The sequence below is a fragment of the Rhizobium sp. AN68 genome (assembly GCF_030758035.1).
Classification (GTDB): domain Bacteria; phylum Pseudomonadota; class Alphaproteobacteria; order Rhizobiales; family Rhizobiaceae; genus Agrobacterium; species Agrobacterium tumefaciens.
In genome coordinates this window covers 1,097,595-1,121,296 of the sequence record NZ_JARWMI010000003.1, presented here as the reverse complement: position 1 = coordinate 1,121,296, position 23,702 = coordinate 1,097,595, and the positions used below count along the sequence as shown (strand labels likewise).

At 58.3% G+C, this 23,702-nt stretch carries 26 protein-coding genes, 1 tRNA gene and 1 pseudogene; 16 read left to right on the top strand and 12 right to left on the bottom strand.

From position 1 onward, the window contains the following. The 4 genes from rpsI to RBH71_RS18525 all read left to right on the top strand — a co-directional run bounded on the left by rpsI (window position 1) and on the right by RBH71_RS18525 (window position 3,413). The gene (gene rpsI, locus RBH71_RS18540; RefSeq protein WP_003512631.1) at window positions 1–468 is read left to right on the top strand and encodes a 30S ribosomal protein S9; all 468 of its coding nucleotides are present in this window, start codon (window positions 1–3) and stop codon (window positions 466–468) included. A 131-nt stretch (window positions 469–599) separates the two neighbouring features. Further along, window positions 600–1,553, top strand: coding sequence for an agmatinase (speB, locus tag RBH71_RS18535; RefSeq protein ID WP_003512629.1), 954 nt, complete (start codon window positions 600–602; stop codon window positions 1,551–1,553). Window positions 1,554–1,624: 71 nt separating this feature from the next. Continuing rightward, complete coding sequence (argC, locus tag RBH71_RS18530) at window positions 1,625–2,557, top strand: N-acetyl-gamma-glutamyl-phosphate reductase (RefSeq protein WP_003512621.1); 933 nt, start codon at window positions 1,625–1,627, stop codon at window positions 2,555–2,557. Between the two features lie 10 nt (window positions 2,558–2,567). Further along, a complete protein-coding gene (locus RBH71_RS18525; RefSeq protein ID WP_003512620.1) occupies window positions 2,568–3,413 on the top strand; it encodes an aminoglycoside phosphotransferase family protein in 846 nt (281 codons plus the stop codon). A gap of 6 nt (window positions 3,414–3,419) precedes the next feature. Here the strand turns inward: RBH71_RS18525 and RBH71_RS18520 are convergent, their stop codons facing one another. Next, entirely contained in the window at window positions 3,420–4,538 is a 1,119-nt protein-coding gene (locus RBH71_RS18520; RefSeq protein ID WP_003512619.1) for a COX15/CtaA family protein, read from the bottom strand. Window positions 4,539–4,765: 227 nt separating this feature from the next. Here RBH71_RS18520 and RBH71_RS18515 point away from each other — a divergent pair, with 227 nt between their 5' ends. Both RBH71_RS18515 and uppA read left to right on the top strand, forming a co-directional pair. Beyond that, window positions 4,766–4,978 (top strand): DUF2842 domain-containing protein, encoded by a 213-nt coding sequence (locus RBH71_RS18515; RefSeq protein WP_003512618.1) that lies wholly within the window; start codon window positions 4,766–4,768, stop codon window positions 4,976–4,978. 98 nt (window positions 4,979–5,076) lie between these two features. Next, window positions 5,077–6,308 (top strand): annotated as a pseudogene (uppA, locus tag RBH71_RS18510) (polysaccharide biosynthesis GNAT family N-acetyltransferase UppA). Window positions 6,309–6,329: 21 nt separating this feature from the next. Here uppA and uppB read toward each other — a convergent pair. Beyond that, window positions 6,330–8,594: a polysaccharide biosynthesis protein UppB gene (gene uppB / locus RBH71_RS18505; protein WP_003512616.1), complete on the bottom strand. Its 2,265-nt coding sequence runs from the start codon at window positions 8,592–8,594 to the stop codon at window positions 6,330–6,332. A 209-nt stretch (window positions 8,595–8,803) separates the two neighbouring features. Between uppB and uppC the strand changes: the two genes are divergently transcribed. From uppC to RBH71_RS18475, 6 genes are all read left to right on the top strand, one after another. Continuing rightward, window positions 8,804–9,376 carry a polysaccharide export protein UppC gene (gene uppC, locus RBH71_RS18500; RefSeq protein ID WP_003512614.1) on the top strand — a complete coding sequence of 191 codons (573 nt, stop codon included), beginning with the start codon at window positions 8,804–8,806 and terminating at the stop codon, window positions 9,374–9,376. A gap of 17 nt (window positions 9,377–9,393) precedes the next feature. After that, window positions 9,394–10,536, top strand: a complete 1,143-nt coding sequence (gene uppD, locus RBH71_RS18495; protein ID WP_003512613.1) for a polysaccharide biosynthesis type 4 glycosyltransferase UppD — start codon at window positions 9,394–9,396, stop codon at window positions 10,534–10,536. A 221-nt stretch (window positions 10,537–10,757) separates the two neighbouring features. Then, the gene (gene uppE / locus RBH71_RS18490; RefSeq protein ID WP_003512611.1) at window positions 10,758–12,311 is read left to right on the top strand and encodes a polysaccharide biosynthesis glycosyltransferase UppE; all 1,554 of its coding nucleotides are present in this window, start codon (window positions 10,758–10,760) and stop codon (window positions 12,309–12,311) included. Continuing rightward, a complete protein-coding gene (gene uppF / locus RBH71_RS18485; RefSeq protein ID WP_003512609.1) occupies window positions 12,308–13,549 on the top strand; it encodes a polysaccharide biosynthesis O-antigen ligase family protein UppF in 1,242 nt (413 codons plus the stop codon). Before uppE ends, uppF begins: the two co-directional genes overlap by 4 nt. 78 nt (window positions 13,550–13,627) lie before the next feature. Beyond that, the gene (locus tag RBH71_RS18480) at window positions 13,628–13,777 is read left to right on the top strand and encodes a hypothetical protein (protein WP_003512607.1); all 150 of its coding nucleotides are present in this window, start codon (window positions 13,628–13,630) and stop codon (window positions 13,775–13,777) included. A gap of 230 nt (window positions 13,778–14,007) precedes the next feature. Further along, window positions 14,008–14,688 carry a hypothetical protein gene (locus tag RBH71_RS18475; protein WP_035251698.1) on the top strand — a complete coding sequence of 227 codons (681 nt, stop codon included), beginning with the start codon at window positions 14,008–14,010 and terminating at the stop codon, window positions 14,686–14,688. Window positions 14,689–14,784: 96 nt separating this feature from the next. Here RBH71_RS18475 and RBH71_RS18470 read toward each other — a convergent pair whose 3' ends face one another. Further along, on the bottom strand, window positions 14,785–15,321 hold the full coding sequence (locus RBH71_RS18470; protein WP_003512604.1) for a DUF1269 domain-containing protein: 537 nt from the start codon (window positions 15,319–15,321) through the stop codon (window positions 14,785–14,787). A gap of 219 nt (window positions 15,322–15,540) precedes the next feature. On the opposite strand from RBH71_RS18470, the gene RBH71_RS18465 reads away from it, so the two are divergent. From RBH71_RS18465 to RBH71_RS18455, 3 genes are all read left to right on the top strand, one after another. Further along, a tRNA-Pro gene (locus RBH71_RS18465) sits at window positions 15,541–15,617 on the top strand. Between the two features lie 138 nt (window positions 15,618–15,755). Beyond that, window positions 15,756–16,016, top strand: a complete 261-nt coding sequence (locus RBH71_RS18460) for a hypothetical protein (RefSeq protein WP_003512603.1) — start codon at window positions 15,756–15,758, stop codon at window positions 16,014–16,016. Window positions 16,017–16,187: 171 nt separating this feature from the next. Then, window positions 16,188–16,391 carry a hypothetical protein gene (locus RBH71_RS18455; RefSeq protein WP_013635930.1) on the top strand — a complete coding sequence of 68 codons (204 nt, stop codon included), beginning with the start codon at window positions 16,188–16,190 and terminating at the stop codon, window positions 16,389–16,391. A gap of 59 nt (window positions 16,392–16,450) precedes the next feature. Here RBH71_RS18455 and RBH71_RS18450 read toward each other — a convergent pair whose 3' ends face one another. The 8 genes from RBH71_RS18450 to RBH71_RS18415 form a co-directional block, all read right to left on the bottom strand. Continuing rightward, a complete protein-coding gene (locus RBH71_RS18450) occupies window positions 16,451–16,684 on the bottom strand; it encodes a ferritin (RefSeq protein WP_323687440.1) in 234 nt (77 codons plus the stop codon). After that, on the bottom strand, window positions 16,632–16,949 hold the full coding sequence (locus tag RBH71_RS18445; RefSeq protein WP_323687439.1) for a ferritin-like domain-containing protein: 318 nt from the start codon (window positions 16,947–16,949) through the stop codon (window positions 16,632–16,634). Before RBH71_RS18445 ends, RBH71_RS18450 begins: the two co-directional genes overlap by 53 nt. Before the next feature lie 116 nt (window positions 16,950–17,065). Continuing rightward, window positions 17,066–17,521: a pseudoazurin gene (locus tag RBH71_RS18440; RefSeq protein ID WP_003512601.1), complete on the bottom strand. Its 456-nt coding sequence runs from the start codon at window positions 17,519–17,521 to the stop codon at window positions 17,066–17,068. After that, entirely contained in the window at window positions 17,518–18,339 is an 822-nt protein-coding gene (locus RBH71_RS18435; RefSeq protein WP_003512600.1) for an ABC transporter ATP-binding protein, read from the bottom strand. Before RBH71_RS18435 ends, RBH71_RS18440 begins: the two co-directional genes overlap by 4 nt. Then, window positions 18,336–19,388: a FecCD family ABC transporter permease gene (locus RBH71_RS18430; protein WP_035251759.1), complete on the bottom strand. Its 1,053-nt coding sequence runs from the start codon at window positions 19,386–19,388 to the stop codon at window positions 18,336–18,338. The genes RBH71_RS18435 and RBH71_RS18430 overlap by 4 nt, the downstream gene beginning before the upstream one ends. 120 nt (window positions 19,389–19,508) lie before the next feature. Further along, window positions 19,509–20,603 (bottom strand): ABC transporter substrate-binding protein, encoded by a 1,095-nt coding sequence (locus RBH71_RS18425; RefSeq protein ID WP_003512597.1) that lies wholly within the window; start codon window positions 20,601–20,603, stop codon window positions 19,509–19,511. Window positions 20,604–20,915: 312 nt separating this feature from the next. Continuing rightward, window positions 20,916–21,470, bottom strand: coding sequence for a dual specificity protein phosphatase family protein (locus RBH71_RS18420; protein WP_003512595.1), 555 nt, complete (start codon window positions 21,468–21,470; stop codon window positions 20,916–20,918). Between the two features lie 138 nt (window positions 21,471–21,608). Beyond that, entirely contained in the window at window positions 21,609–22,196 is a 588-nt protein-coding gene (locus RBH71_RS18415) for a YqaA family protein (RefSeq protein WP_003512594.1), read from the bottom strand. 517 nt (window positions 22,197–22,713) lie between these two features. Between RBH71_RS18415 and RBH71_RS18410 the strand changes: the two genes are divergently transcribed. After that, the gene (locus RBH71_RS18410; RefSeq protein ID WP_003512591.1) at window positions 22,714–23,358 is read left to right on the top strand and encodes an exopolysaccharide biosynthesis protein; all 645 of its coding nucleotides are present in this window, start codon (window positions 22,714–22,716) and stop codon (window positions 23,356–23,358) included. Between the two features lie 3 nt (window positions 23,359–23,361). Here RBH71_RS18410 and RBH71_RS18405 read toward each other — a convergent pair whose 3' ends face one another. Beyond that, complete coding sequence (locus RBH71_RS18405; RefSeq protein ID WP_013635921.1) at window positions 23,362–23,640, bottom strand: hypothetical protein; 279 nt, start codon at window positions 23,638–23,640, stop codon at window positions 23,362–23,364. Window positions 23,641–23,702 lie beyond the last annotated feature (62 nt).

The window sequence follows — 23,702 nt, the reverse complement described above, 5'->3', positions numbered from 1 at the left end:
ATGGCCGATCTTTCCTCTCTGAAAGACCTCGCCCCTGCATCGGAAGCTTCTGCTCCCGTGCACGTCCGCAAGGTTGACACTCTCGGCCGCTCCTACGCGACCGGCAAGCGCAAGAACGCCGTTGCCCGCGTATGGGTAAAGCCGGGTTCTGGCAAGATCATCATCAACGGCCGCGATTTCACCACGTATTTCGCACGTCCGGTTCTGCAGATGATCCTTCAGCAGCCGATCGTTGCCGTTGCACGCACGGGCCAGTTCGACATCATCGCTACCGTTGCCGGTGGTGGTCTGTCCGGTCAGGCCGGTGCCGTTCGTCACGGTCTGTCCAAGGCCCTCACCTACTTCGAACCTGGCCTGCGCGCCGTTCTGAAGAAGGGTGGCTTCCTGACCCGCGACAGCCGCGTTGTCGAACGTAAGAAGTACGGTAAGGCCAAGGCCCGCCGTTCGTTCCAGTTCTCCAAGCGCTAATCGCTTCTCGGAACCGTTCGTTCAAAACTTCGAAAAGGCGGGGCTTCGGCTCCGCCTTTTTTCATTGCCATCCTCCTTGTTTTTTCGGCGAGAAGACAGCACCCTCAGCGCAAACCGCAATGGGGTGATCAATGCCATCAAAAACCATCGACCATGCCTTCACCGCAGCAACGCTGACATCGGCTGCGACCGACCCGACCCATGCGGGCGTCCTCTCCTTCATGCGGCGCAAATATACCAAGATCCTCAAGGGCGTATCGACGGCCGTCTGGGGTGTCCCCTTCGATGCAGCGACATCCAACAGGCCGGGTGCACGCTTCGGGCCGCAGGCGATCCGCCGCGCCTCCGCGATTTTCGACAACGACCCGCAATATCCCTTCGCCCGCGATCTTTTCGCCCATATGCCGACCATCGATTATGGCGACTGCCTGCTCGACTACGGCAATCACTGGAAAACGCCTGATACAATCGAAAAGGAAGCGCGTAAGATCATCTCCAAGACGGATTATCTGCTGACGCTTGGCGGCGACCATTTCATCACCTGGCCGCTGCTGAAGGCGCATGTGGCAAAGCACGGCCCGCTGGCGCTGGTGCATTTCGATGCGCATCAGGATACCTGGTTCGACGACGGCAAACGCATTGACCATGGTTCCTTCGTGGCACGCGCCGTGCGCGATGGTCTGATCGATGCCGATCGTTCCATCCAGATCGGCATTCGCACCCATGCGCCTGAGGATTTCGGCATCCGCATTCTCCACGGTTACGAGGTGGAGGAGATGCGGGCGAGCGACATCGCCTCGCTGATCATCAAGCACACGGCAGGGATGCCCACTTATCTGACCTTCGATATCGATTGCCTCGATCCAGCCTTCGCTCCCGGAACCGGTACGCCCGTGGCCGGTGGGCCGACAAGCGCCAAGATATTGTCCGTCCTTCGCGGACTCGGCCAGCTCGATATTCGCGGCTCCGACGTGGTGGAGGTCGCGCCCGCTTACGACCATGCTGATATCACTGCCATTGCCGGAGCGACCGTTGCAATGTATATGCTTGGCCTGCGCGCCGAACGGCTGGCGAAGGCCGGCTGAACCGACGCCCGGGCGCTTAGCAAACTGAATCCGATTACCCTCGCAACCCTCTGAAAAGTCAGGACAAGGACATGACAGCGAAGATCTTCATCGATGGCGAACACGGCACAACGGGTCTGCAGATCCGCACGCGCCTTGCTGGTCGCCGCGATATCGAGTTGCTGTCCATTCCCGAAGCCGAGCGCCGCAACGCCGCTATCCGCGAGGACATGCTCAACAACGCCGACATTTCGATTCTCTGCCTGCCGGATGATGCTTCCAGAGAAGCTGTCACCATGGTGGCAGGCAACAACAATGTCCGCATCATCGACACCTCGACCGCCTATCGTATTCACAAGGACTGGGCTTACGGTTTTGCCGAAATGGACAAGGAACAGGGCGAAAAGGTTCGTTCCGCCCGCTTCGTCGCCAATCCGGGCTGCTACCCGACCGGCGCGATCGGCCTTCTGCGTCCGTTGCGCGCCGCCGGCATTCTGCCCGATGGTTATCCCGTCAGCGTCAACGCCGTGTCCGGATATACCGGCGGCGGCAAGCAGATGATCGCGCAGATGGAAGATCAGAGCAGGGACGATGCGATCAGTGCCAACAACTTCCTCTATGGCCTGACGCTTGCACACAAGCACGTGCCGGAAATGACCATTCACGGCCAGCTGGACCGCGCGCCGCTGTTTGCACCCTCCGTCGGGCGCTTCCCGCAGGGCATGATCGTGCAGGTTCCGCTGTTTGCCGCCGACCTCAAGGAAGGCACGACCATCGAGACCGTGCATGCCGCGCTCACCGCCCATTATGCCGGACAGGACATCGTCAGCGTCGTTCCGCTTGCCGAAAGCAAGGGGCTGTCCCGCATCGATGCCGAGGAATTGGCGGGCAAGGACACGATGAAGCTGTTCGTCTTCGGCACGCCGGGCGGCGAACACATTAATCTCGTCGCGCTGCTCGACAATCTCGGCAAGGGCGCATCGGGTGCGGCTGTCCAGAACATGGAGCTGATGCTCTCGGCATGAGGCTTTCTGCGTGAACCGAGCTATCCCCTTTTTTCCGGCCTCGTGGAATATCGAGGCCGCAAAACAGATTGCCGATACGCCGGCCGGGGTGGTTTACGAAGTCAGACTTGGCAATGGTTCCCTTGCCATCGCCAAGGTACTTAAACACAAGGTTCTGAAAGACAGCCTTCGCGGGGCGGATTTCATCGAATGGCGGGCAGGTGTCGGCTGCGTGAAGCTGCTCGATCGCTCCGACGACATATTGCTCATGGAACATGCCGGCAATGAGACATTGCGCGACGTGCTTTTTCGCGACGGCGACGATGATGCCACGACCGCAATCGCCGCCGATGTTCTCCTTCACTATCACCAGCCTTCAACGCAGACGCCACCAGCAAGCCTGCTGACGCTGCCGCAATATTTCGAAAGTCTGTTCCGTAAAGCCGAGCACGATCGCAGCGAAGGCACCGACAGCCCCTACATCGAAGCCGCTTCGCTTGCCGAGGAGCTTATCGGGCACCAAAGCAATATTCGACCGCTGCACGGCGATCTGCATCACGAAAACATCATGCGCAGTGCGCGTGGCTGGATCATCATCGACCCGGCAGGCCTGATCGGCGATGCAGCACTCGACGTCGCCAACATGTTCTCCAATCCGCTCGACCGCTTCGATCTGACACGCAGCGAGGCACGCATCGCCTCCATGGCGTCGACTTTTGCGAAAGCGCTCAAACGGAACGAACGGGTGCTTCTGCAATATGCGTTCGCCTACGGCTGCCTTTCGGCGGCATGGCACGAGGAAGATGGCAACACGCGCGAACGCGACGACGAACTGGCCGTCGCGACAACCATCAAGTCTGTCCTGAAGCAATTTTAATGGTTTTCAGTCCCTGATCTCAACCGCGACAGGTGCCGGGTATTCGCCGAGGAAGCCTCGCCAATGGGCGACTGCAAAACCAAGCACCAGCAGCGCCATGCCCTGATGGGCGAGCGCCACATGAATGTCCACATGCATCAGAAGCGTGGTGATGCCGAGCGCCGCCTGAATGGAGATCAACACGAAGAACAGTACGGCGCGGCGGGCATGCGGCGTGCCGGGCAAGGCGCGAGCCAAGGACACCATATGCCACAGCGTGGCGGCAAACAGCGTATAGGCGCCGAGGCGGTGGACGAACTGCACCGTCTTCGGGTTTTCGAACAAGTTGATCCACCAGGGCTGTTGCAGGAAAAGATCGCCGGGCACCAGGGAGCCGTCCATCAGCGGCCACGTGTTGTAGGACAGGCCGGCATTCAGCCCCGCCACCAGCGCGCCGAGATAAATCTGGAACAGACAGAGGAAGGTCAGCAGCGCGGCAAAACGGCGGCCGGTCGTTTCATTGGCAGCATCGGGCGAATGGTGCGACAGGCCGCGCAATATCCACATGCAGCCCGCAAAGATGAGGCACGCGATCGTCAGATGCGTTGCCAGGCGATATTGCGAGACATCTGTACGGTTGACGAGGCCGGAAGACACCATCCACCAGCCGACGAAGCCCTGAAAGCCGCCAAGCCCCAGAAGGCCGATGAGCGGCAGGCGCAAGCGCCTTTCGATGCGGCCGGTCAGCCAGAAGAAGGCGAGCGGCAGGGCGAAGATGAGACCGATGGCGCGGGCAAGCAGTCGATGCGCCCACTCCCACCAGAAGATCGTCTTGAACTCATCGAGCGACATGCCCCGGTTGATTTCCTGATATTGGGGAATACGCTTGTAGAGCTGGAATTCCTCTTCCCATTCGGCAACGGAAAGCGGCGGAATGGCGCCGTGGATGGGCTTCCATTCGGTAATTGACAGGCCAGACTCGGTCAGCCGCGTGGCGCCGCCGACAAGCACGAGACAGAACAGAGTGAAGAGGACGACGCGCAGCCAGATGCGCAGCAGGCGGCGATCCTTCTCCTGTTTCTGCAGGGCAGCCTCCACCACCATTTCCGCAGAACCATTTGCCATCGTCATGCCGCTCGAATGCATCTTTGAGGTCTCCATCATACAGTCATGTTGATTAGCCCCAACCGGCACAACAAAACAAGGCCTCAGGGTTTGCGGCATCCGGTCGCGGCGGTATAGTTTCGCCAGACACTAGATCGTCCTGTCTCTGCTTCGAATCACCAATACGATCTAGATTTTTTGTTTTACGCATGTCTTTTCCCCAAAACCGATGACACTTTTGGGATACATGCTCGGTTACGGAAGATTTCATGCACCCTCGCCTCAGATCGCTCATCGGCACCATCGTCATCATCTGCCTCGTCGTCATCTACGCCGTAGCGGCGACAGCCATCGCGTCGGCGACGCTGGCGCAATCTCCATGGTGGGTGCATCTTGCCTACTTCGTGCTGAGTGGGCTTTTGTGGATACTGCCCGCCATGCTGGTCATCAAATGGATGGCCGGCTCCAAAAAACAGGAATAGGCACCTGCCTTCTACGGGACATCCAGAGGTCGCAATTTTATAAACCTCTTGTTTGCCGCTCAACGATATAGTCTCACCGAAACAACCGGAGAGCGTGGATGGCGGCTGAAGCGCCGGTCATAGTCAGCGAGGGTGAAGGACCAGCCGCCGTGCAAAACGAGCGGCGGGGCGCCGATCGCCTGGCTATCGATCTCGTCGACGATGCCTCCACTATCCGCGCCGACTGGGAACAGCTGGAGAGCGACCCGCTCAATTCGCTGCATCAGGGTTACGGCTGGTGCTCCATCTGGGGGCAAACGCAGGACAGACCCCTCCTCATCATTCGCGGCAGGCAAAGCGGAAAGACCGTGTTCCTGCTGCCGCTCGAAATCGTTCTGGAAGGCGGCATCCGCAAAGCACGTTTTCCCGGCGGCCGTTTCAACAATATCAATACCGGGCTTTTCGACCGGTCCTTCGCCGAAGCAGCCAGCCACAAAACGGCGGCAGCCATTGCCCGCGAAGCGCGAAAGCTGCTGCGTGGCCAGGCGGATATTCTGGCCCTGCAGAACATACCGCTGATCTGGCGTGGCAGGACCAACCCGCTCTCGCATCTGGCATCCGTCGAAAACCAGAACCCGGCCTTCCAGATTCCTTACTGGCAAATTTTGAGAGCACGCTTCGGCAGATCAACGCCAAGAGGCGCCGGAAGAAATTCCGCATCCAGAGCCGGAGAGCCGAGGAAATGGGTGGTTACAGCCATGTGATCGCCCGTTCGCCACGGGAAAAGTGCGAATTATTGCAGACGTTTTTCCGACAGAAGGCAGCCCGGTTCGCATCGCAGGGCATTCCGGATGTTTTTCGCGATCAATCGGTAAAAGACTTTTTCTATGACCTCGCAAATTTTCCGGAGATCGGCACAGACAGTCTTCTGGAACTCCACGCCATTCGTCTGCATGGTCAAAATGAAGGTTTCATCGCTGCCATATCCGGCCTTTCGCGCAAGCAGGATCACATCATCTGCCAGTTCGGTTCTATCGATGAGACCTTCGCGGAAATCAGCCCCGGTGAGCTGCTGTTCTGGCTGATGATCGAACGGGCTTGCAGTGAAAATGCGGCGATCTTCGATTTCGGCGTCGGTGACCAGCCCTACAAACGCAGCTGGTGTCCGCTTTTCACCGTGCAGCATGATATTTTCCTGCCGGTGACGTTGAAGGGCCGCGCGGCGGCCTCTGCCTATGTTGCCATTGCCCGGACAAAGAGCCTGATCAAATCCAATCCGGCACTCTATGCGTTCATTCAGCGTTTCCGCGCCGGTCGGCCGAGCATGGACGCAACGCCCGCTGCCGACTGACCGGTTATCGGCCACAGCATCTCAGGCGGCGCTCAGACGGTCCGGTTTGCGCATGCCGGTCATCGGCAATGCCTGCTCGTAGCCGTGGGCAACCAGTTCTCCGAGGGTCTTTTCCAGCAATTCGCTATCATTACCGGGAACGGACACGACGATTTCCGCCGGCAGATTGCGCAGCATTTTCTCAAGGCTCGATATCTGCACCGCGCCGCATTCCACCAGAACTGTGTCATAGGCGTCGGAAAGCGCGCTGAGGATCATGGTCAACCGGTCGATCGCGCGCATGGCCTCACGCGGCTGCGCATTGCCGCGCGGCACGATATGGGCATCGGAAAGCCGGTCGCCGTGAATGGTTTCGCCAAAGGCGGCGGCACCCGCCAAAAGGTCCATGACGCCCGGCAGTCCGGTCTCAGGCGCCATCAGGCGCGTCGGACAGGCCGATGCCGTCATATCGACGAGAACGACCGAGCGGCCCATTTCGGACAGGGCGCGCGCCAGCATGACGGTGGTGGTCGAACCACTGTCGCCAGCTGGAGACACGACCGCTGCGACGGATTTCGCAAGACGGGTGGCGAGGAAAGACGCGACGGAGTCGATCGAGAAATTGTCGGCGTTGTCGATCTCTTCTTCCGCAGCGTCCACTTTCGCAGCCGCGTCGTCTGCAACCGGCAGGGCCGATTTGGCAGCAACGGCCGCGACCGGTATCTGCGCTTCCTGTTCGACAATGGACTGGCGGGCAGCGGCAGGCATGGAACGAACCGCAGGCGTCGCATCCTCTTCACGTGCGGGGAGCGGTTGTTCCGGCGTATCCGGTGTCTCATCCGTGTCAGCACGCGCTTTGGCGGGTGGTGGCGGATCGGACAGCGGCGGGACATGGGTCTTGCCAACCGGCTTCAACGCCCGCCCGGTGAACAGTTCCACGAGCATGACGACGATGCAGGAGAGAAGGAAGGCCGCCAGCGTGACGACAATGGTGATGGCGCCGGTCTTCGGGAAATAGGGTTCGCGCGGCTCCACTGCCGTTGAAATCACGCGGGCATCGGCGGGCGTGGATTCGGCTGAACCGGCGCGCGACGTCGCCTCGCGGTAACGGGCGAGATAGGTTTCAAGAAGCTGGCGCTGAGCCGAGGCCTCGCGCTCCAGGTCGTTGAGGCCAACCTGCTGCTCACCGGCGCGTACGCTTTCCGTTTTCAGCACGTTCAACTGCTGAACCAGTTGCCGCTCCCGCAGGCGGGACACATTGGCCTCGTTTTCGAGACTTGCGAGCACCTTGCGGGTCTCTTCCTGAATCTGCCGCTGTATGCCGTCAATTTGGCTGCGCAGCGCCTTGATACGCGGATGGCCTTCCAGCAGCGAGGAAGACAGATCGGAAATCTGGCTGCGCATGGCAGCCTCGCTTTCCTTCAGTCTCTGGATCATCGGCGAGGCGACGACGTCGGGGAAAGTATCCAGCGGGCGGCCGCTCGAAAGCGCGTTGCGCACGCCTTCTGCCCGCGCCTCCGCATTCGCCCGCTCGCCGCGGATACGGCCAAGTTCGGTCGAGATATCACTGAGTTGCCGGGTGGCGAGCGTTTCGCCCTGCCCTGCCGACAGAATATCGGACGAGGCGCGGTAATCCGCGACCTTCCTGTCCGCATCGCGAACCTTCTCACGCAGACTGGCGATTTCCGGCTCCAGCCAGCGTGCCGCCTCCGTGCTTGTGTCCAGTTTCGCGCCGCTCTGCAGCGCGATATAGGCCTTCATCATCGCGTTGGGGACTGCTGCCGCAAGCATCGGGTCCTCGGACGAGAACTCGACCGTGATGACGCGCGAGCTTTCGACCTGGTAGACCTGCAACCTCTCCTGGAACGCCTTCAGTATCCGTTCCTCTGGCGGCACCTGCTGCGGATCTTTCTTGACGCCGACAGCAACCAGCAGCTTCGAGACGAGAGAAGGACGCGCCGCCGGGTCAAGCTCCTGCCGCTCATAAAGCTTCATATCTTTCGCGACCTGCTTGATGAGGTCAACCGATTGCAGGATCTGCACCTGGCTGGAGATGGTCAATTCATCGAGCACGGGTTCGGCGGGCGCATTCGACTGCTGCGACGCACCGAAGGAGGCCGCGCGCGATTCGATGAGGACGCGCGCCTCGCCCTTGTACGCGGGCGACATCATGCTTGCGACAACGAAGGCGGCGCCCCCGGCAAGCAGCGTGATCGCCGCTATCCTGCCCTTGCGCTGCCATATGGCAGCGACGAGCCGCGCGAGATCGATATCCACATCTCTGTCATCAATGCGATCGCCGTTCATACGGGCTCCGTAACCGAGATACACCTCGGGCGCTCAAATATAGAGGCCAATTTTCGCGAAGTTTAAGTCTTTCCGGTAACACAACAGTTAATTGTGACGAAGCCCACGAAATAAAGCCGATATTACCATCCTTGCGACTGGCTGTTTACCGCCCATTAACCCTAACAGAACGATAAGAATGCTCATAGTTCGACTCGGAGCCAGATGAGATGCCGCTCGCCGGATCACGACATGTCACCGCACTGACGCTTGCCGTTCTAACGGCCCTTTCCGGTTGCGCGGCATATCAACCTGCGCCCAAGGCGTTTCACGAGGGCGCCCTGCAGCCCTATCATGTCGATAGCGGTGACAGGCTGCGCATCAACGTGTTCGAACAGACCGGGCTGACAAATACCTATACGGTCGATCAGGCTGGTTATGTCGCCTTCCCGCTTGTCGGTCAGGTTCCCGCCCGAGGCAAGACGCTGCCGCAGCTCGAAGCCGCCATTGCCGCCAAGTTGCGTCAGGGTTATCTGCGCGATCCCGACGTCACGATCGAGATCGATCGTTATCGCCCCGTCTTCATCATGGGCGAAGTCGGCCGTCCCGGCCAATATTCCTACGTGCCGGGCATGACGGCGCAGAACGCCATCGCCATCGCCGGCGGCTTCACGCCACGCGCCAATCAGGCCGATGTCGATATCACCCGCAAGATCAATACCGAGGTGATGACCGGCCGGATCGGGATCACCGCACCAATTCTTGCGGGCGATACGGTCTATGTGCGTGAACGCTTCTTCTGAAAAACGGAGCGGCTGACATGGCGGATGACGGTCCTCCCCTGCGCATCATTCACTGTTTCCGCTCTCCCGTCGGTGGCGTGTTCCGCCATGTCCGCGACCTGATCGAAGAACACGTCAAGCAGGGCCACAAGGTCGGCATCGTCTGTGATAGTTCGACCGGCGGCGCGCATGAGGAACGGCTTTTCGCGCAGATCGCCCCGATGCTGGAGCTAGGGTTGACCCGCCTGCCGATCAAGCGGTCGATAAGCCCCGGCGACCTGTGGGCGCTCTTTAAGTCCTACAACCATATCAAAAGTTTGCGGCCGGATATTTTGCATGGGCACAGCGCCAAGGGTGGCGCTCTGGCCCGGCTGATCGGCTCATTGTTGCGGGTGAACAAGTATCGCGTAGCCCGCCTCTATTCGCCGCACGGCGGCAGCCTGCATTACGATCGCAAAAGCCTTAAAGGGCAGTTATTCCTGCGTATCGAGCGGTTTCAGGAGCATTTCACCGACGCCCTGTGTTTCGTTTGCAATTTCGAACAGGAAACCTACGAAACCAAGGTCGGCAAACCACGCACCCGCACGGCGATGATCTATAACGGCGTGCAGGAAAGCGAGTTTGAAACCGTGCCCGCCCGCGAAGGGGCAGCGCGCTTTCTCTATATCGGCATGTTGCGTGACCTGAAGGGCCCCGACATCTTCATCAAGGCATTCGCCAAGATGGAACGCAGCATCGGCCAGCCCATGTCCGGCGTCATCGTCGGCGATGGGCCGGACAGGGACAAATATGCTGATATGATCGCCAGGGCCGGACTTTCGCAGCGGATATCCATGCATGCCGCCATGCCCGCCAGACAGGCATTCGGGTTGGCGACGACTGTTGTCGTTCCCTCACGCGCCGAGGCGATGCCTTACATCGTGCTGGAAGCGCTTGCTGCGGGGAAAACCGTCATCGCCTCGCATGTTGGAGGCATAGCTGAGGTTCTGGGAGAAGACAGCGAGGCGCTCGTTCCGGCTGGAGACGCCGATGCGCTGGCAAAAATAATGGTCAAGGATGCCGAGAGCCCGGACTGGGGGAAACGGGTGATGCCCCGCCCCGACAGCTTCAAGGCGAAATTTTCAACGCCTGTCATGGCCGACGACATGATGAAGCTCTATCGTCACCTGCTTTCGCTCTAGAAACATTTCAAAAACACGATTTTTAATTGTATATTCCGCCGTCCTGTAGAAACTCATCATAAACGTTTCTTAGCATGTTTCGGCTAGTTTCCTGCTCGTAAAGCGCACGTATCCGCACGGATGCGAAAACTGTGCTCTACCACTTTGAAGTTGCGCATCGTTCCCTTCGAAAATCGATTCCGATTTTCGGGCCGATGGGCTGGAGGGTGCGGACCAAAGCAATGACCAAGGCTGACAAGGGAAGACTTGAATTCGATCTGGCGACGTTGCGCCAGCAAATCTCCGAGCGCGATGCGGGTGAGCCTTCCGCATCGGAAAGCGTTGTTCTCAATCCGCTTGCACGGCAGATCGCCAACCAGCTTCGCGCCGGCAACCATTCGCCAAACATGGTCATCGGCCAATTGCGTCTTCTCGAATTTTCGATGCTGGCGATCATCGCGGCTATCGTCAATGGCATCGCTGCCCGGCAGGGGCTTGAAACCTTTCTTGCGGTTTTCGGCATTGGGGTGCTGGGCGCGGCGGTTTGCGTGTTTCTTTTGCAGGCCGGCGACTGTTACCAGTTGCCGACGCTGCGCGCGCCGCTGAAAATGTTTGCCCGCATTCAGGGCGCCGTCTGCCTGTCCTTCGTCACCGTCGCCGGCATCCTTCTCCTGTTTTTGCCGGAAGCGCTGCATTCCTGGCAGACTTTTGCCATCTGGTACGCCACCGGCGCAATCGCCATTTTCACCGGACGGCTGATCCTCGGCTTCGCCATTCGCCACTGGGGCCGCAACGGCGTGATGGAGCGTCGCGCCGTGATCGTCGGTGGCGGCGATGCCGCCAAGGACCTCATCCGCTCGCTCGAACAGCAAACGGACAATGATATCCGCATCTGCGGCATTTTCGACGACCGAAAAAGCGAGCGTTCGCCCGATGTGGTTGCCGGCTACCCCAAGCTCGGCACCTTCGCGGAACTGGTGGAATTCGCCCGCCTGACGAAGCTCGACATGCTGATCATCGCCCTGCCGCTCAGTGCCGAGGCGCGTATCCTCCAGCTCCTGCGCAAGCTGTGGGTGCTACCCGTCGATATCCGTATCGCGGCCCATGCCAACAAATTGCGTTTCCGCCCCCGCGCCTATTCCCATGTCGGCGCAGTGCCGATGCTCGACGTGTTCGACAAGCCGATACGCGACTGGGATTCGGTCGGGAAAAGGGTGTTCGACATCGTCTTCAGCATTATCGGCATCGTTCTGTTGTGGCCGGTGATGCTGGGCGCGGCTATTGCCGTCAAAACGACATCCAAAGGCCCGGTGTTCTTCAAGCAGAAGCGTCATGGCTTCAACAATGAAACGATCAATGTCTGGAAGTTCCGTTCCATGTATACGGAACTCAGCGACCCCACGGCAAAAAAGGCCGTCACGAAAAACGATCCGCGCGTCACGCCGGTCGGGCGGTTCCTGCGAAAATCCTCGATGGACGAGCTGCCACAGCTTTTCAACGTTCTTTACGGCGATCTTTCTTTGGTCGGGCCGCGCCCGCACGCAGTGCACGCCCAGACGGGCGACCTGAAATATACCGAGGTGGTGGAGCATTATTTCGCCCGGCACAAGGTCAAGCCCGGTGTTACCGGCTGGGCGCAGATCAATGGCTGGCGTGGTGAGATCGACCACGGCGACAAGATCAAGTTCCGCACCGAATACGATCTCTATTATATCGAGAACTGGTCGCTGCTTCTCGATCTGAAGATCCTGTTTCTGACGCCGATCCGGCTGCTCAAATCGGAAAATGCCTATTGACCCACACCGGTTACCAGCACGAACCGGATTTTGACGCACCGCTTGCCGCCATGCGGCTGGTCGGCGCGTTCTTCATTGCTTTCGGCGTCTTTCTTTCCGGCTTCGTGATTTCCGAACCGGCGCCCTATGAGCTGATGATGGTGGGGCAAGTGGCCATCTGGTTCCTGCTGGGATTGCGCCTTTCGCGCACCGTCGTCCTGCTTCTGTGCCTGCTGCTTGCCTTCAATGTCGGCGGTTATCTTTCGCTCACCACCATGGCCAATCTTGACGAGGGGCCGCTTTATCTCGCCGTATCGACCTTTCTGGCGCTGACCTCGGTTTTTTATGCTGCCATCATCGAGGACAAGCACCAGCGGCTGCTGCTGATTTTCCGGGCCTGGCTCGCCGCGGCGCTGATTACATCCCTGCTCGGCATCATCGGTTATTTTCACGCCATTCCCGGTTTCGAGGTCTTTACCCTTTACGATCGCGCCAAGGGCGCCTTTCAGGACCCGAACGTCTTCGGCCCCTTCCTGGTGACGCCGTCGCTGTACCTGATTTACGGCCTGCTCTCCGGCAAGGCGATGCATGCGCCATGGCGGATCCTTGGCCTGCTCATTCTGTCTCTTGCCGTGTTCCTGTCGTTTTCACGCGCCGCATGGGGCCTTTTCCTGTTTTCCGCAGTGCTTCTGGTTTTCGTCATGCTGCTGAAAGAGCGTACGGCGGCATTCCGGCTGAAAATCCTCGTTCTGTTTCTCGTCGCCGTGGCATTGATGGTGGCAGCCGTCATCATCGCCCTGCAATTCAAGCAGGTAGCAGACCTGTTCTCCAGCCGCGCCTCGGCGGTGCAATCCTATGATGGCGGCCATCTCGGACGTTTTGCCCGCCACTATCTCGGTTTCCTGATGGCGATGGAACATCCGCTCGGCATCGGCCCCATGGTGTTCGACGACATCTTTCCCGCCGCGGAACATAATATCTGGCTGAAGAGCCTGACCACGCATGGCTGGTTCGGCTTCGTCATCTATCTCACGCTGATCTGCTGGACCATTGCCGCCTGCTTCAAACTGCTGCTGCGCCAGCGGCCCTGGCAGCCGTTTCTCATCATTTCCTGGGTAACCTTTGTCGGGCATGTGATGATCGGCAACGTCATTGACACCGACCACTGGCGGCATTTCTTCCTGCTGCTCGGCATATTGTGGGGATGCATGGCTCTGGAAAAGCGCGAAAACCTGCGCCGAAGCAGAAGTGCCACCTAAAGTCCTTACCCTTACGGAACCTTACATTATTTCATGCGTTTAGCCCGCGATCATGATTGTCAAACGGGGAGACATCCTATGACGCAGACGAACAATCTCTATTTTATCATTGGCGCACTTCTGGTGGTTCTTGTCGGGCTTGGAGCCTATGTCTGGCACGAAGAAAGCAAACCGAAGGGGATCGAGATGAATATCGGCCCGAACGGTGTTTCCGTGCAGGAAAACTGAGCACTTCCAGTAAAAAATGCGTAGCGGTTTCATGACTGAAACCAAGGCATTGAGTGCGTCCAACGCTTCGTTTCATTAGAGACGCACTATATGTCCGCAAGCGTCGCGCAAAGTTCGGCTATTAGACCGGGTGCATCCCAAGCTTGAGACGGCTGGGGATACACCCGGTCTTCTTATGAGAGGAGACGAACGGCGGGATCGAGAATCTTCGCCGAGCCGGTTCGGTATGCATGACGTGTATCGGCCTGATCATGGAAACAGTGAGCGCAATGGTCTCCTCCGTCGACCTGTCCACACGCATCAATGCCACCAAACTCGCACTCAAGGCCATCAAGGAGCAGGAGGACAATTCCGCTTCGACCTCCTCGCCACGAACTGCGATCCTCGACTCCTATGGGATCGACACCTCGCCCTCCTCCACCAATACGCGGCTGACACAGCTTCTGGCACAATATGCGCAAGTCTCCGGCACTGACGCGGAGACCGACGACACCAGCACGCAGGCGCCCTCCGGCGACATTACACAGGCCAGTTTCATGACAAGCCTGAAGGCGACGCTGGAAGAACTCTCCAAGGATCCGAGCAAATCTACGCAAGCCAAGGCAATGCTGGAAGCGCTGGCCGCTGGAACGCTGACAGTCTCCGATCCGACCGAAGGCGCAAAGATAAAAGCCTGGGACGTGGAGGCCGACAAGACAACCACCTCAAAACCGGCAACCGAGATCACCACGACCGGCTGGAGCGATTTTCTGAAGGACCACCTCAAGCGCGACGGTTCCGCTTATGCAAAGACCACCGGTGGCGCCTATGTCGACAGTATTTCCGGCGACAATGCATTTTTTGGCAATGTCGGCAGTCGGTATTATTATCTGACCTGGCCGCAGCCTAAAACCGGAACGCTGACGGTTTAAGCCAACGTTTCCGGCGAGGGTCGCAAAGAGCGCCGCCGCACTTTTATAGATCTGCTGCGACATGAATCATGCCGCAGCATCTTCTCCCTGCCTCGTTCAGACGGCAGGTGCTGCGGCTTGTTCCGTTCCGCCGGAAAGCGCCTTTTGCAGTTGTGCTTCCTGCTCTGGCGAAAGCGAGGTTTTGATGACCCGCCCACGAAGACCCTCCAGTTCCGCCATCACCTTTTCCGGCTGCACCTTGCGGATCAGCACGAACAACGCCGAAGATCCATTCGGGATGGTTTCACCCAGAGATTTGATGAAATCGTCGTCGATGCCATAATCCGTCAACGACCCCGCAAGCGCACCCGTTCCCGCACCGATCGCGCCGCCAATCGCAAATCCCGCGAGCGGATTGAGGAACAGCAGGCCAACGAGGCCGCCCCAGAGACCACCGGAGAGAAAACCGGAGCTTGCACCGATCGCCGTCAGATTGACGCTCTGCTTCAGGTGCACCTTGCCGTTTTCATCGCGAACGACGACGACGGCATCTTCCAGATCTACCAGATATTCCTTTTTCATTCCAGCAAGTTTCAGAAGGACCCGGTCGGCCTCTTCCGTTCCGTCAAAACCGACAACGACGAGTTCGGACATGTTTCATCTCCCTGAATTTCAGTTTCGCTTAGATTGGAACGCCAAAGAACACGGCAGGTTCCCGCCATGATGGAAGGATGATGTGTCACGCGTTTGACGGGCAACATCTTCGGGAAGAAAGTCCCCTGCCCACCGTCCACAGCCTTTGTTCCTTTTTTCAAGAAAAGGCTATTTTCCGCTTGCGCCCTAACAGGCTTATATATAAACGGCTTTCAGGTTCGGAGCGTAGCGCAGCCCGGTAGCGCACTTGACTGGGGGTCAAGGGGTCGTGGGTTCGAATCCCGCCGCTCCGACCATTAAAAACAGATAGATAGCCAGTTCCCCCAGAGCTGGCTATAATTTTTTCAGCCACATTCTCGCCGGCGCCATGCGCGAATTGACAAGATGCGGTGTGGGTGTGCGTTTATCCAAGCCTGAGAACGAGGTGTGCTGTGATGGTCAAAAAAACAAAAATTGAACACTCGGAATTCTCAGGCGAATTTGAAGACGACGGTATCACGGTTCTGGTTGATATCTACCGACCGGCTGGCACCCAGCAGGATTGGACGCTCGAGGTTATCAGCGAGCATGATGATGTCACCACCTGGGAAGAACCTTTCACGACAGACAAGGACGCCTGGGAAGAATTCCTGGCCACCTGTGAGAAAGACGGAATTCGCAGCTTCCTGGACGGCGAAGATCCATCTGTTCATTGACGCTTGACACTGCGGTGAGAGGCCGTGGCGGGCGCGAGTGCATTCAACCGATAATTCCAGAAATATACCCTCATTGCAAAGCCTGTGACCGTCCAGAGACGGCACGCATTTGCCTTGTTGACTCTCTGCTAAAATAAGAACATTTAGTGAACAAACGAGAGGTCAACCGATATGCCCGATGCGGAGAAAATCACCCCTGTACGGCCTGACGACATAGCTGGATATGTCATCCAGTGTCATGATGGCGATGCGAAGGCGGCTGTTGAAACGCTGCTGGGCGAAATTGAACATTTGCAGGAACAGCTTTCCCTTGCGGTTGCCATCATGGGAAAAGGCTATACGCGTGGATGGACGCCGGATTTGGGAAGTGACTGAACCAGCCACAAGCTGCGTTTGATGCAGCTTGTGGAATATCACTGAATGCTGCGCAGCCTTCAGGCCTTTTCAGCCAGTTCGCCGATTTCGCGGTCAATCAGATAAAGCGCATTGGGACCGTCACCGATCAGCTCGATCTTGCCCATTATCGTGCGGCACAGGCTGTCCTCCTCATGCTGTTCGTTCACGAACCATTGCAGGAAGGATGTGGTCGCATGGTCTTTTTCAGACCGCGCGAGATCAACCGCCGCGTTGATGGCGGCGGTGACACGCGATCTCGTGTTGCGCGACAATTGCAAACAACCCCTTGATATCGTTTGCGGTGACCTGTGGAGCCGGCAGCTCGGTGAAAATAACTGGAGCTCCGAGATCGTTCAGAAAGCTGAAGATGCGGTGCATATGCTCCAGCTCTTCGGCAGCATGGCCAAGCAGAAACTTGTAGCAACCATCGAGATTGCGCTCAGCCGCCCAGGCGGCCGCCTGAAGATAGGCGTGGTGGGCGCGCAATTCGCCGTTGAGCAGGTCGTTCAATGTCGTTTCGACTAGTTTATTTGCCATTGGTTTATCCTTGTTATGGTGATTGCAGCCAATTTTGTCGTGCGGGCTGCTTCACACACCCGGCGAGCGAGATAAGAGGGATCGAGCGTCCCATCCGGTACAGCACGGAGATGGCGTCATTGCGTCGGCGTTAGCTGTGCCAGAGCCGCGTCCAGCCTTTCGCCCTTCATGACCAGTTTGGGGCGCAGCTTCTCCGCCTTTTGCCTGACCGATTCCAGATTGACGGGCTTGCCGACCTGGATCACACCGATCATCGCCATCATCAGATGCGGCGGGCAATAATAGAGATAGACGCCTTCCTTCTCGACGGTAACGGTGAAGGCCTCATCGAGCTTGCCTTTCCAGGGCGTTACGCCTTCCGGAACGGCATAGGACTGCACGTAATGGCTGGAATTTTGCGGCACGAAGGTGATGGTGTCGCCGGGCTCTGCCTTTACATAGGAAGGCTCAAACACCATGCTGCCGTCCGTGCCGTAATTGAGCATCAGCACCTTGTGTTCGGCAGCAAAGGACGGCGCGACAGAAAAGGTTACGGCCAAAGCCGCGGCAAACGTCATCAAAAATCGTTTCATGCAATTATTCCTTCAAGGGTTTTCAAATGTTCGGGCAGCGGGTCGCCAGCCGGCTGAATGACGGGATTGCCGCGCCTGTCCCGCAAAACTTCCACCGCCACCCCGTAGGTCTCGGAAATGAGCTTCGGCGTGACGATATCTCCCGGCGCGCCGGTCGCCTTCAATGCGCCATCGGAAATCACCAGCAGGTTGTCGGCATATTGGCAGGCCAGGTTGAGATCATGCAGCACGACCAGCGTTACCCAGCCATTGGCGCGGGTTTCCTGCCGCACCAGATCGAGAAGCGCCACCTGATGCTTGAGGTCCAGCGCGCTGACCGGCTCGTCCAGCAGCATCGCCTGCGGCTCGCGCATCAGAACCTGCGCGAAAAGCGCCATCTGCCGCTGCCCGCCGCTGAGGGAGGCGATCTCCCTGCCCGCCAGATGCGCTATGCCCGCCTGATGCAGGCGTGTCATGGCCAGGTCGAGCGTCTCGTCGTCAATATGCAACGACAGACGCCCGAACCGGCCGAGTGCCACCACCTCCAGCACGCTGAGCGCAATATCGGCCGTGGTGTCCTGCGGCATGTAGGCAAAGCCGTCGCGCCACTGCCTTATATACCGCCCCGCCCGCTCCCCGGCCCGAAGACGGCGGTCGCCGAGGCTGATCGAACCGGCAGCAAGTGGCAGATCGCCGAAGATCGCTCTCAGAAGGGTCGTCTTGCCCGTTCCGTTTGGGCCGATGACGGCATGAATATGCCCCGCCTCCAGACGCGCCGACAGCCTTTTCACAACAGTCTGTCCGCCGCGCTCGGCGGAAATCGAATCGAGAACCATCATCGGCCGCGCCTCTTCGGAGCGAAAATCAGCCACATCAGAAACGGCACGCCGACAATGGCCGTGACGATGCCAACCGGGAACAGCGCACCGGGAACGATCGATTTGGAGAGGATCGAGGCAGCCGACAGCATCAGCGCGCCGCTCAGCACCGACATGGGCAGGAAGAAGCGCTGATCCTCGCCCACGGTCATGCGGGCGATATGCGGCGCGACCAGCCCGATAAAACCGATGACGCCGACGAAGCTGGTGGCCGTCGCGGTCATGATGGCGACGATGACGAGAACCTTCATGCGCAGCCAGCGGACATTGATGCCGAGGCTTGCCGCCCGCATCTCCCCCATTCTGAGCGCGGTCAGCTTCCAGCAATCCGCCATCAGCAGGGCGCAGCAGAGGGCGGTCACGGCAGCGGTCAGGCCAAGCGTCGGCCATGTCGCCTTAGTCAGGCTGCCGAACAGCCAGAAAAGGATCTGCTGGGACAGCTCCGGTGAGGACAGGAACTGGATGAGCGACAGCAGCGACTGAAACAGGAAAAGAAGCGCGATGCCGCCGAGAATGATGGTTTCGGTCGTCATCTGCCGCATGGAGGCCAGCGTGAAGAGAAAAAGTGCTGCGAGCATGGAAAAGACGAACGCGCCCAGCGGAACGGCAATCATGGCATCCAGCCCGAGACCGCCAAGCGCCAGCACCAGCGCCGCACCGAAACCGGCCGCTGCGGCCATACCGAGCGTATAGGGGCTGGCCATGGGATTATTGAGCAGGGTCTGCATTTGCGCGCCACCTGCCCCGAGTGCCGCACCGACGGCAAGCGCCATCAACGCCATGGGCAGGCGAAGGCCGCGCACGATGGAATCGGTCATGGCGGCCCGTTCGCCAAGGCCGGTCAGCGACTTCACCACTTCGGCGGGCGACAGCAGCGAAGGACCAGTGGCGATATCGAGAACGAGGCTCACCGCCATCAATACGAAGAAGATAGAGACGACACGCCAGCGACGGCGCTCGCGCAGCCGGTGCGCACCGATGGCCTCGGCGTAGCGGGCAGCAATTGTCATGAAAACCTGCCTGAAAGGACTGTCTGGAAAAGCGGACGCCGCAACGGCGGCGTTCGCGAGATTTCGCCACTGTGGCGGCGAAGAAAGCACGTTTCTGCGCCGCCACAGGCAAGCGCGATATCAATCCTTGACGGCGATGGCGAAAGTGCCTTGAGGCGTTACCGGAAGGTACTTCTTGTAATAGCCGAGATAGTTGGCGATCGGATCGACATCCTTGAACTGCTCGGGATATAGCTGCTTTGCGATGTACTGAACCATGGCGAAATCGGAGAGCGTGCGCGACGCACCCTGGTAGACACCGAACAGCTGGCCGTTCTTGATGGCGGGCAATTCGCTCCAGCCCTGACGGGCCTCAAATGCCTTGAGTTTCTCGCCTGCGTCTGCCGCCTTCACCGCCTGTCCCATTGGCAACGCTGCCGGGTTCTTGTTGTTTTCGCGACCGGAAATGAAGATGGCGTCAGGCTTGGACGCCAGAACCTGTTCTGGATTGATCGGTCCCCACCATTCGACGAAGGGAGCGGCAATGTTGTCGCCGCCAGCCGCCGTGGACATGGCGCCCCACATGTTCTTGCCGTAGGTGAAAGAATATTCGGCCGGGCCCTTGTTGCCGAACTCGACATAGACCTTCGGTTTCGGCTTTCCGGACTTGGCGACCCGATCAGCTACCTCTTTCAGCGAACTGGCATAGAAGTCGGCAATTTCCTTGCCACGCTTCTCCTGGCCGGTCAGGTCGCCAAAAAGCCGGGTCGAGGCGACGTGCCGCTCGACCGTCTGGGCGTTGTAGTCGACGACGACGACGGGAATGCCCTCTTCTTCCAGACGATCGGCATCGAGACCAAGCGCTTTGTATTGCCAGTCTGCCAGAATGACCAGATCGGGATTGAGGCTCAACACTTTTTCGACCGAGAAAGTCTGCGCTTCCACTTCACCGACATCGGCAATGTCGGCAAGCGAGGCGCGATGCGCGAGATGCATCTTCCAGTTGGCGGGTACCCAGCCTTCCCAGGCTTCGCGAGAAATGCCGACGACGGAATCATAGGCTTTCTCGCCGCCGACCGCCATGTAGTCCTCGAAGTAGAAACCGAGAACAACGCGCTTTGCTGGAAGGTCAACCTTCACTTCGCGTCCGATGACATCTGTGATGGTCTTTTGTTCAGCCATTACATAAGGGGCGGTAAAGAGAATAGATAAGAGCGATGCGGCAAGGCCGCTCATAAATGATTTTGGGGTCATGATGCGATCCAGAAGTTGAAACAACGTCGCTCTATAAAAGATGATTTAAAGAGTCAACTTAATTGTTGGATCGCATAAGTTACTAATATATAGACAAAAAATGTGATTTCCGACGAACCTCGAGAGGGAGAAAGCGGGTCGCCTGATGAAAGACAGGCTGCGTCGTTGAGAACTCAACAGTTAAGAAACCAAGCGTTTGGGCCCCGTCCCGACCGTTGCGCGATCAGAACAAAACGCAAAATCCCGCTTCAGGAGATCGATCAGCAATTTTGCGGACGTTATGCCCGACCGTTTTCAAAACTCGTTTGAAGCAATTGTGAAGTCGTCGGCGATCGACATGTGTTCGACATTTTCCCAGGTCTGGTCCATGGCATAGGTCTCAGACAGATAGGGGATGCCGATATGGCCGTAGCGGACGGAAAGCTGGCTCTCAGCCGCCTTTTCACCGAGATACGCGACGCGGCCGAGATAGAGCGCGGTCGCAAGGCCTGTCCTGTCCGCACCGGACTTGCAATGGATGAGGATGGGCTTCGGCGCATCACGCATGATCGCGACCAACTGGTTCACCTTGGTCATGTCGAGTTCGTGGCGGGCTGACATGCCAAAATCGATATGGGTCAACCCAAGCTCGCGCGAGGTTTTGATCTCATCCTTGTACCAGTCCTCGGATTCATTCTCTCCGCGCAGATTGATGACCGTCTTGATGCCATGGTCCCTGGTATAGCGGACCAGCTGCTCACTGCTTGGCTGGTTGGAGCGGTAAAGCTGCCCTGCCACCACCTCGTGAAAGTTGCCGAGAAGCTGGATGGCGAGGAGATAACCGCCTGCGGCAAGCACAGCAATACCCATGCCCCCCAAGGAGCACTTCCATAATCTTCGCATAATAAATCGGTTCTCTCATTGGACGAGACAACCGATACAGCTGGATTCTGACAGTAGGCTGAAAGTTATGCGACAGTATTGTAAGAGTAGAAAAACTGCGTTTCGTCAGCGCACGAAAACGTAGACCGCATAGATGGCGATGAGCGCTGCGGCCACAGCGGCGGCAATAACACCAAGGCGTTTTTCGATGAAGTGGCGCACCGGTTCACCGTATCTTTGCAGCAACCCGGCGAGGATGAAAAAGCGCGCGCCGCGCGTGACGACAGCCGAGAGAATGAACAGGCCGAGGCTGATATTGGCCGCACCGGAGAGGATGGTGACAACCTTGATCGGCGGCAGATGCGCAAAGCCCGATGTCACCAGCAGGAGAATGATGGTCTCGTAATTTACCGAATTCTTGAGCTGCTCGAAGCTGTCCAGCTTGCCGTAAAATTCCAGAATTGGCCGCGCGATACTCTCGAAAGCATAGTGGCCGAGAAACCAGCCGGCAATGCCACCGAGAACGGAAGCGACCGTTGCGACGAGCGCATAAAACATCGCCTTTTTTGGCTTTGCCAGGACCATGGGCAGGAAAAGCACATCCGCCGGCACAACGAAGACGGAGCTTTCGACGAAGGCCACGATCGCCAGCCACCACACGGCGCTTTTGCGCGCGGCAAGCGCCATCGTCCAGGCATAGATGTTTTTCAGCATTTCATGTCCCCGGGGGAAGATCGTTTTAGACCGAAGGCAAGGCGGGAGCCAAGGCATCTCAGTGGCGTTTTGTCAGCGGCGGACGGTCTGACTATCGACCGCCGCCAAATCAGGATTAGAGACAACGCAAGAGAATGGCAAATGTTAGAAGATTTATTTTTTGCGTTGCGGCAAATGAGAAAAACAAACAATTCCAGACCGCAGCGGCGAATGGTTGCTGCGATGCGAAATTTCACCCTCAGGTAGATAAACCGGCCTTTTTGCGGTAGAATAAGGTGTGGCGGAAAGAGGAGGAAGTTATCATGGACTATGTAAGCTTCATTACGTCGATCAATCCGGTCATACTTGTCATCCTGCTGATTGTTCTTCTCGCAGGCGCCTACAGCAGCTGGGTTTCCCACTGACAAAGGCGGGCGGCAGCACCGGTCCGAAAAGACGCTGATTTTCCATCGGCGGTAGGCATTCGGCCGGATGAATGTTATCAAACCCGGAGTTAAAGCAACTTCCGGGAAGCCTGATGTCGAACGAATTCGCATTCACTGATACGTCTGAAAAGCTCAGCACCACGCTCGAAAAGCTGATTGGGAAACTGCAAGGTCAGACGATCACATTGCGCGAGCTGATGGAGGCAATCGGCGAACAGGGCCTGCTGCTCATCTGTGCCATAGCTTCCCTGCCCTTCCTCATTCCGGTCTCCATTCCCGGCGTCAGCACCGTGTTTGGCGCAGCGATCATTCTCGTCAGTCTCGCCATCACCCTCAACCGTCTGCCATGGCTGCCGGCCAGGATTCTCGACCGGCAGATGGAAACGGCAAAGCTGGTACCGGCACTGCAGAAAGGCGTCGCCATCGTCTCCAGGCTCGATCGCTTCATCCGCCCGCGCCTTCCGGCGCTGACGGCGGGCATCGTCGCCAATAGAGTGAACGGACTTGCGCTGATGACCGCTGGCGTGTTGCTGATGATGCCGCTCGGCTTCATTCCCTTCTCCAACACCCTGCCTGGCGTCGCCATCCTGCTTTTTTCGGCGGGTATGATCCAGAGGGACGGCGTGACCGTTCTCGGCGGGTATCTGTTTCTCATCCTGACGGCGATTTATTTTGCAGCACTCGCCTATGCCGCCTTCTGGGCCGGACAGGGCCTCAGCAGCTCGATGGGCGGCTGAGCCTTATTGTCCACCTCTATTGCGGGTGTTGCGACCATTGCGTCGCGATGCCCACCAGACTGCAAGCCGCCGCCGCCTGCGGCGAACCGCCGGCAAATCGTGGGAAAGCACGATAAGACCAAGCGGGACCATCCAGAAACCGAGGATGGGCAAAAACCCGAGCGTTCCGCCCACCACCAGCGCCGAGCCGGTGGCGATCCTGCCGACGCGCGAACGCGGCATGGCAACGCTCCATTTTCCGAGATTGAGACGACCCGTTCTGTGGTCCATTCCAAATTTCATTCCATACTGCCCTTTAACATCTGGCCTGTGGATAATTTTTTCACCGTCGATAAGCCCGGAAA

Coding starts and splice junctions, on each gene's coding strand:
- rpsI (WP_003512631.1), top strand. CDS start 1: ATGGCCGATCTTTCCTCTCTGAAAGACCTCGCCCCTGCATCGGAAGCT.
- speB (WP_003512629.1), top strand. CDS start 600: ATGCCATCAAAAACCATCGACCATGCCTTCACCGCAGCAACGCTGACA.
- argC (WP_003512621.1), top strand. CDS start 1,625: ATGACAGCGAAGATCTTCATCGATGGCGAACACGGCACAACGGGTCTG.
- RBH71_RS18520 (WP_003512619.1), bottom strand. CDS start 4,538: ATGCATTCGAGCGGCATGACGATGGCAAATGGTTCTGCGGAAATGGTG.
- RBH71_RS18515 (WP_003512618.1), top strand. CDS start 4,766: ATGCACCCTCGCCTCAGATCGCTCATCGGCACCATCGTCATCATCTGC.
- uppB (WP_003512616.1), bottom strand. CDS start 8,594: ATGAACGGCGATCGCATTGATGACAGAGATGTGGATATCGATCTCGCG.
- uppC (WP_003512614.1), top strand. CDS start 8,804: ATGCCGCTCGCCGGATCACGACATGTCACCGCACTGACGCTTGCCGTT.
- uppD (WP_003512613.1), top strand. CDS start 9,394: ATGGCGGATGACGGTCCTCCCCTGCGCATCATTCACTGTTTCCGCTCT.
- uppE (WP_003512611.1), top strand. CDS start 10,758: ATGACCAAGGCTGACAAGGGAAGACTTGAATTCGATCTGGCGACGTTG.
- RBH71_RS18480 (WP_003512607.1), top strand. CDS start 13,628: ATGACGCAGACGAACAATCTCTATTTTATCATTGGCGCACTTCTGGTG.
- RBH71_RS18475 (WP_035251698.1), top strand. CDS start 14,008: ATGACGTGTATCGGCCTGATCATGGAAACAGTGAGCGCAATGGTCTCC.
- RBH71_RS18470 (WP_003512604.1), bottom strand. CDS start 15,321: ATGTCCGAACTCGTCGTTGTCGGTTTTGACGGAACGGAAGAGGCCGAC.
- RBH71_RS18460 (WP_003512603.1), top strand. CDS start 15,756: ATGGTCAAAAAAACAAAAATTGAACACTCGGAATTCTCAGGCGAATTT.
- RBH71_RS18455 (WP_013635930.1), top strand. CDS start 16,188: ATGCCCGATGCGGAGAAAATCACCCCTGTACGGCCTGACGACATAGCT.
- RBH71_RS18445 (WP_323687439.1), bottom strand. CDS start 16,949: ATGGCAAATAAACTAGTCGAAACGACATTGAACGACCTGCTCAACGGC.
- RBH71_RS18440 (WP_003512601.1), bottom strand. CDS start 17,521: ATGAAACGATTTTTGATGACGTTTGCCGCGGCTTTGGCCGTAACCTTT.
- RBH71_RS18435 (WP_003512600.1), bottom strand. CDS start 18,339: ATGATGGTTCTCGATTCGATTTCCGCCGAGCGCGGCGGACAGACTGTT.
- RBH71_RS18430 (WP_035251759.1), bottom strand. CDS start 19,388: ATGACAATTGCTGCCCGCTACGCCGAGGCCATCGGTGCGCACCGGCTG.
- RBH71_RS18425 (WP_003512597.1), bottom strand. CDS start 20,603: ATGAGCGGCCTTGCCGCATCGCTCTTATCTATTCTCTTTACCGCCCCT.
- RBH71_RS18420 (WP_003512595.1), bottom strand. CDS start 21,470: ATGGGTATTGCTGTGCTTGCCGCAGGCGGTTATCTCCTCGCCATCCAG.
- RBH71_RS18415 (WP_003512594.1), bottom strand. CDS start 22,196: ATGCTGAAAAACATCTATGCCTGGACGATGGCGCTTGCCGCGCGCAAA.
- RBH71_RS18410 (WP_003512591.1), top strand. CDS start 22,714: ATGTCGAACGAATTCGCATTCACTGATACGTCTGAAAAGCTCAGCACC.
- RBH71_RS18405 (WP_013635921.1), bottom strand. CDS start 23,640: ATGAAATTTGGAATGGACCACAGAACGGGTCGTCTCAATCTCGGAAAA.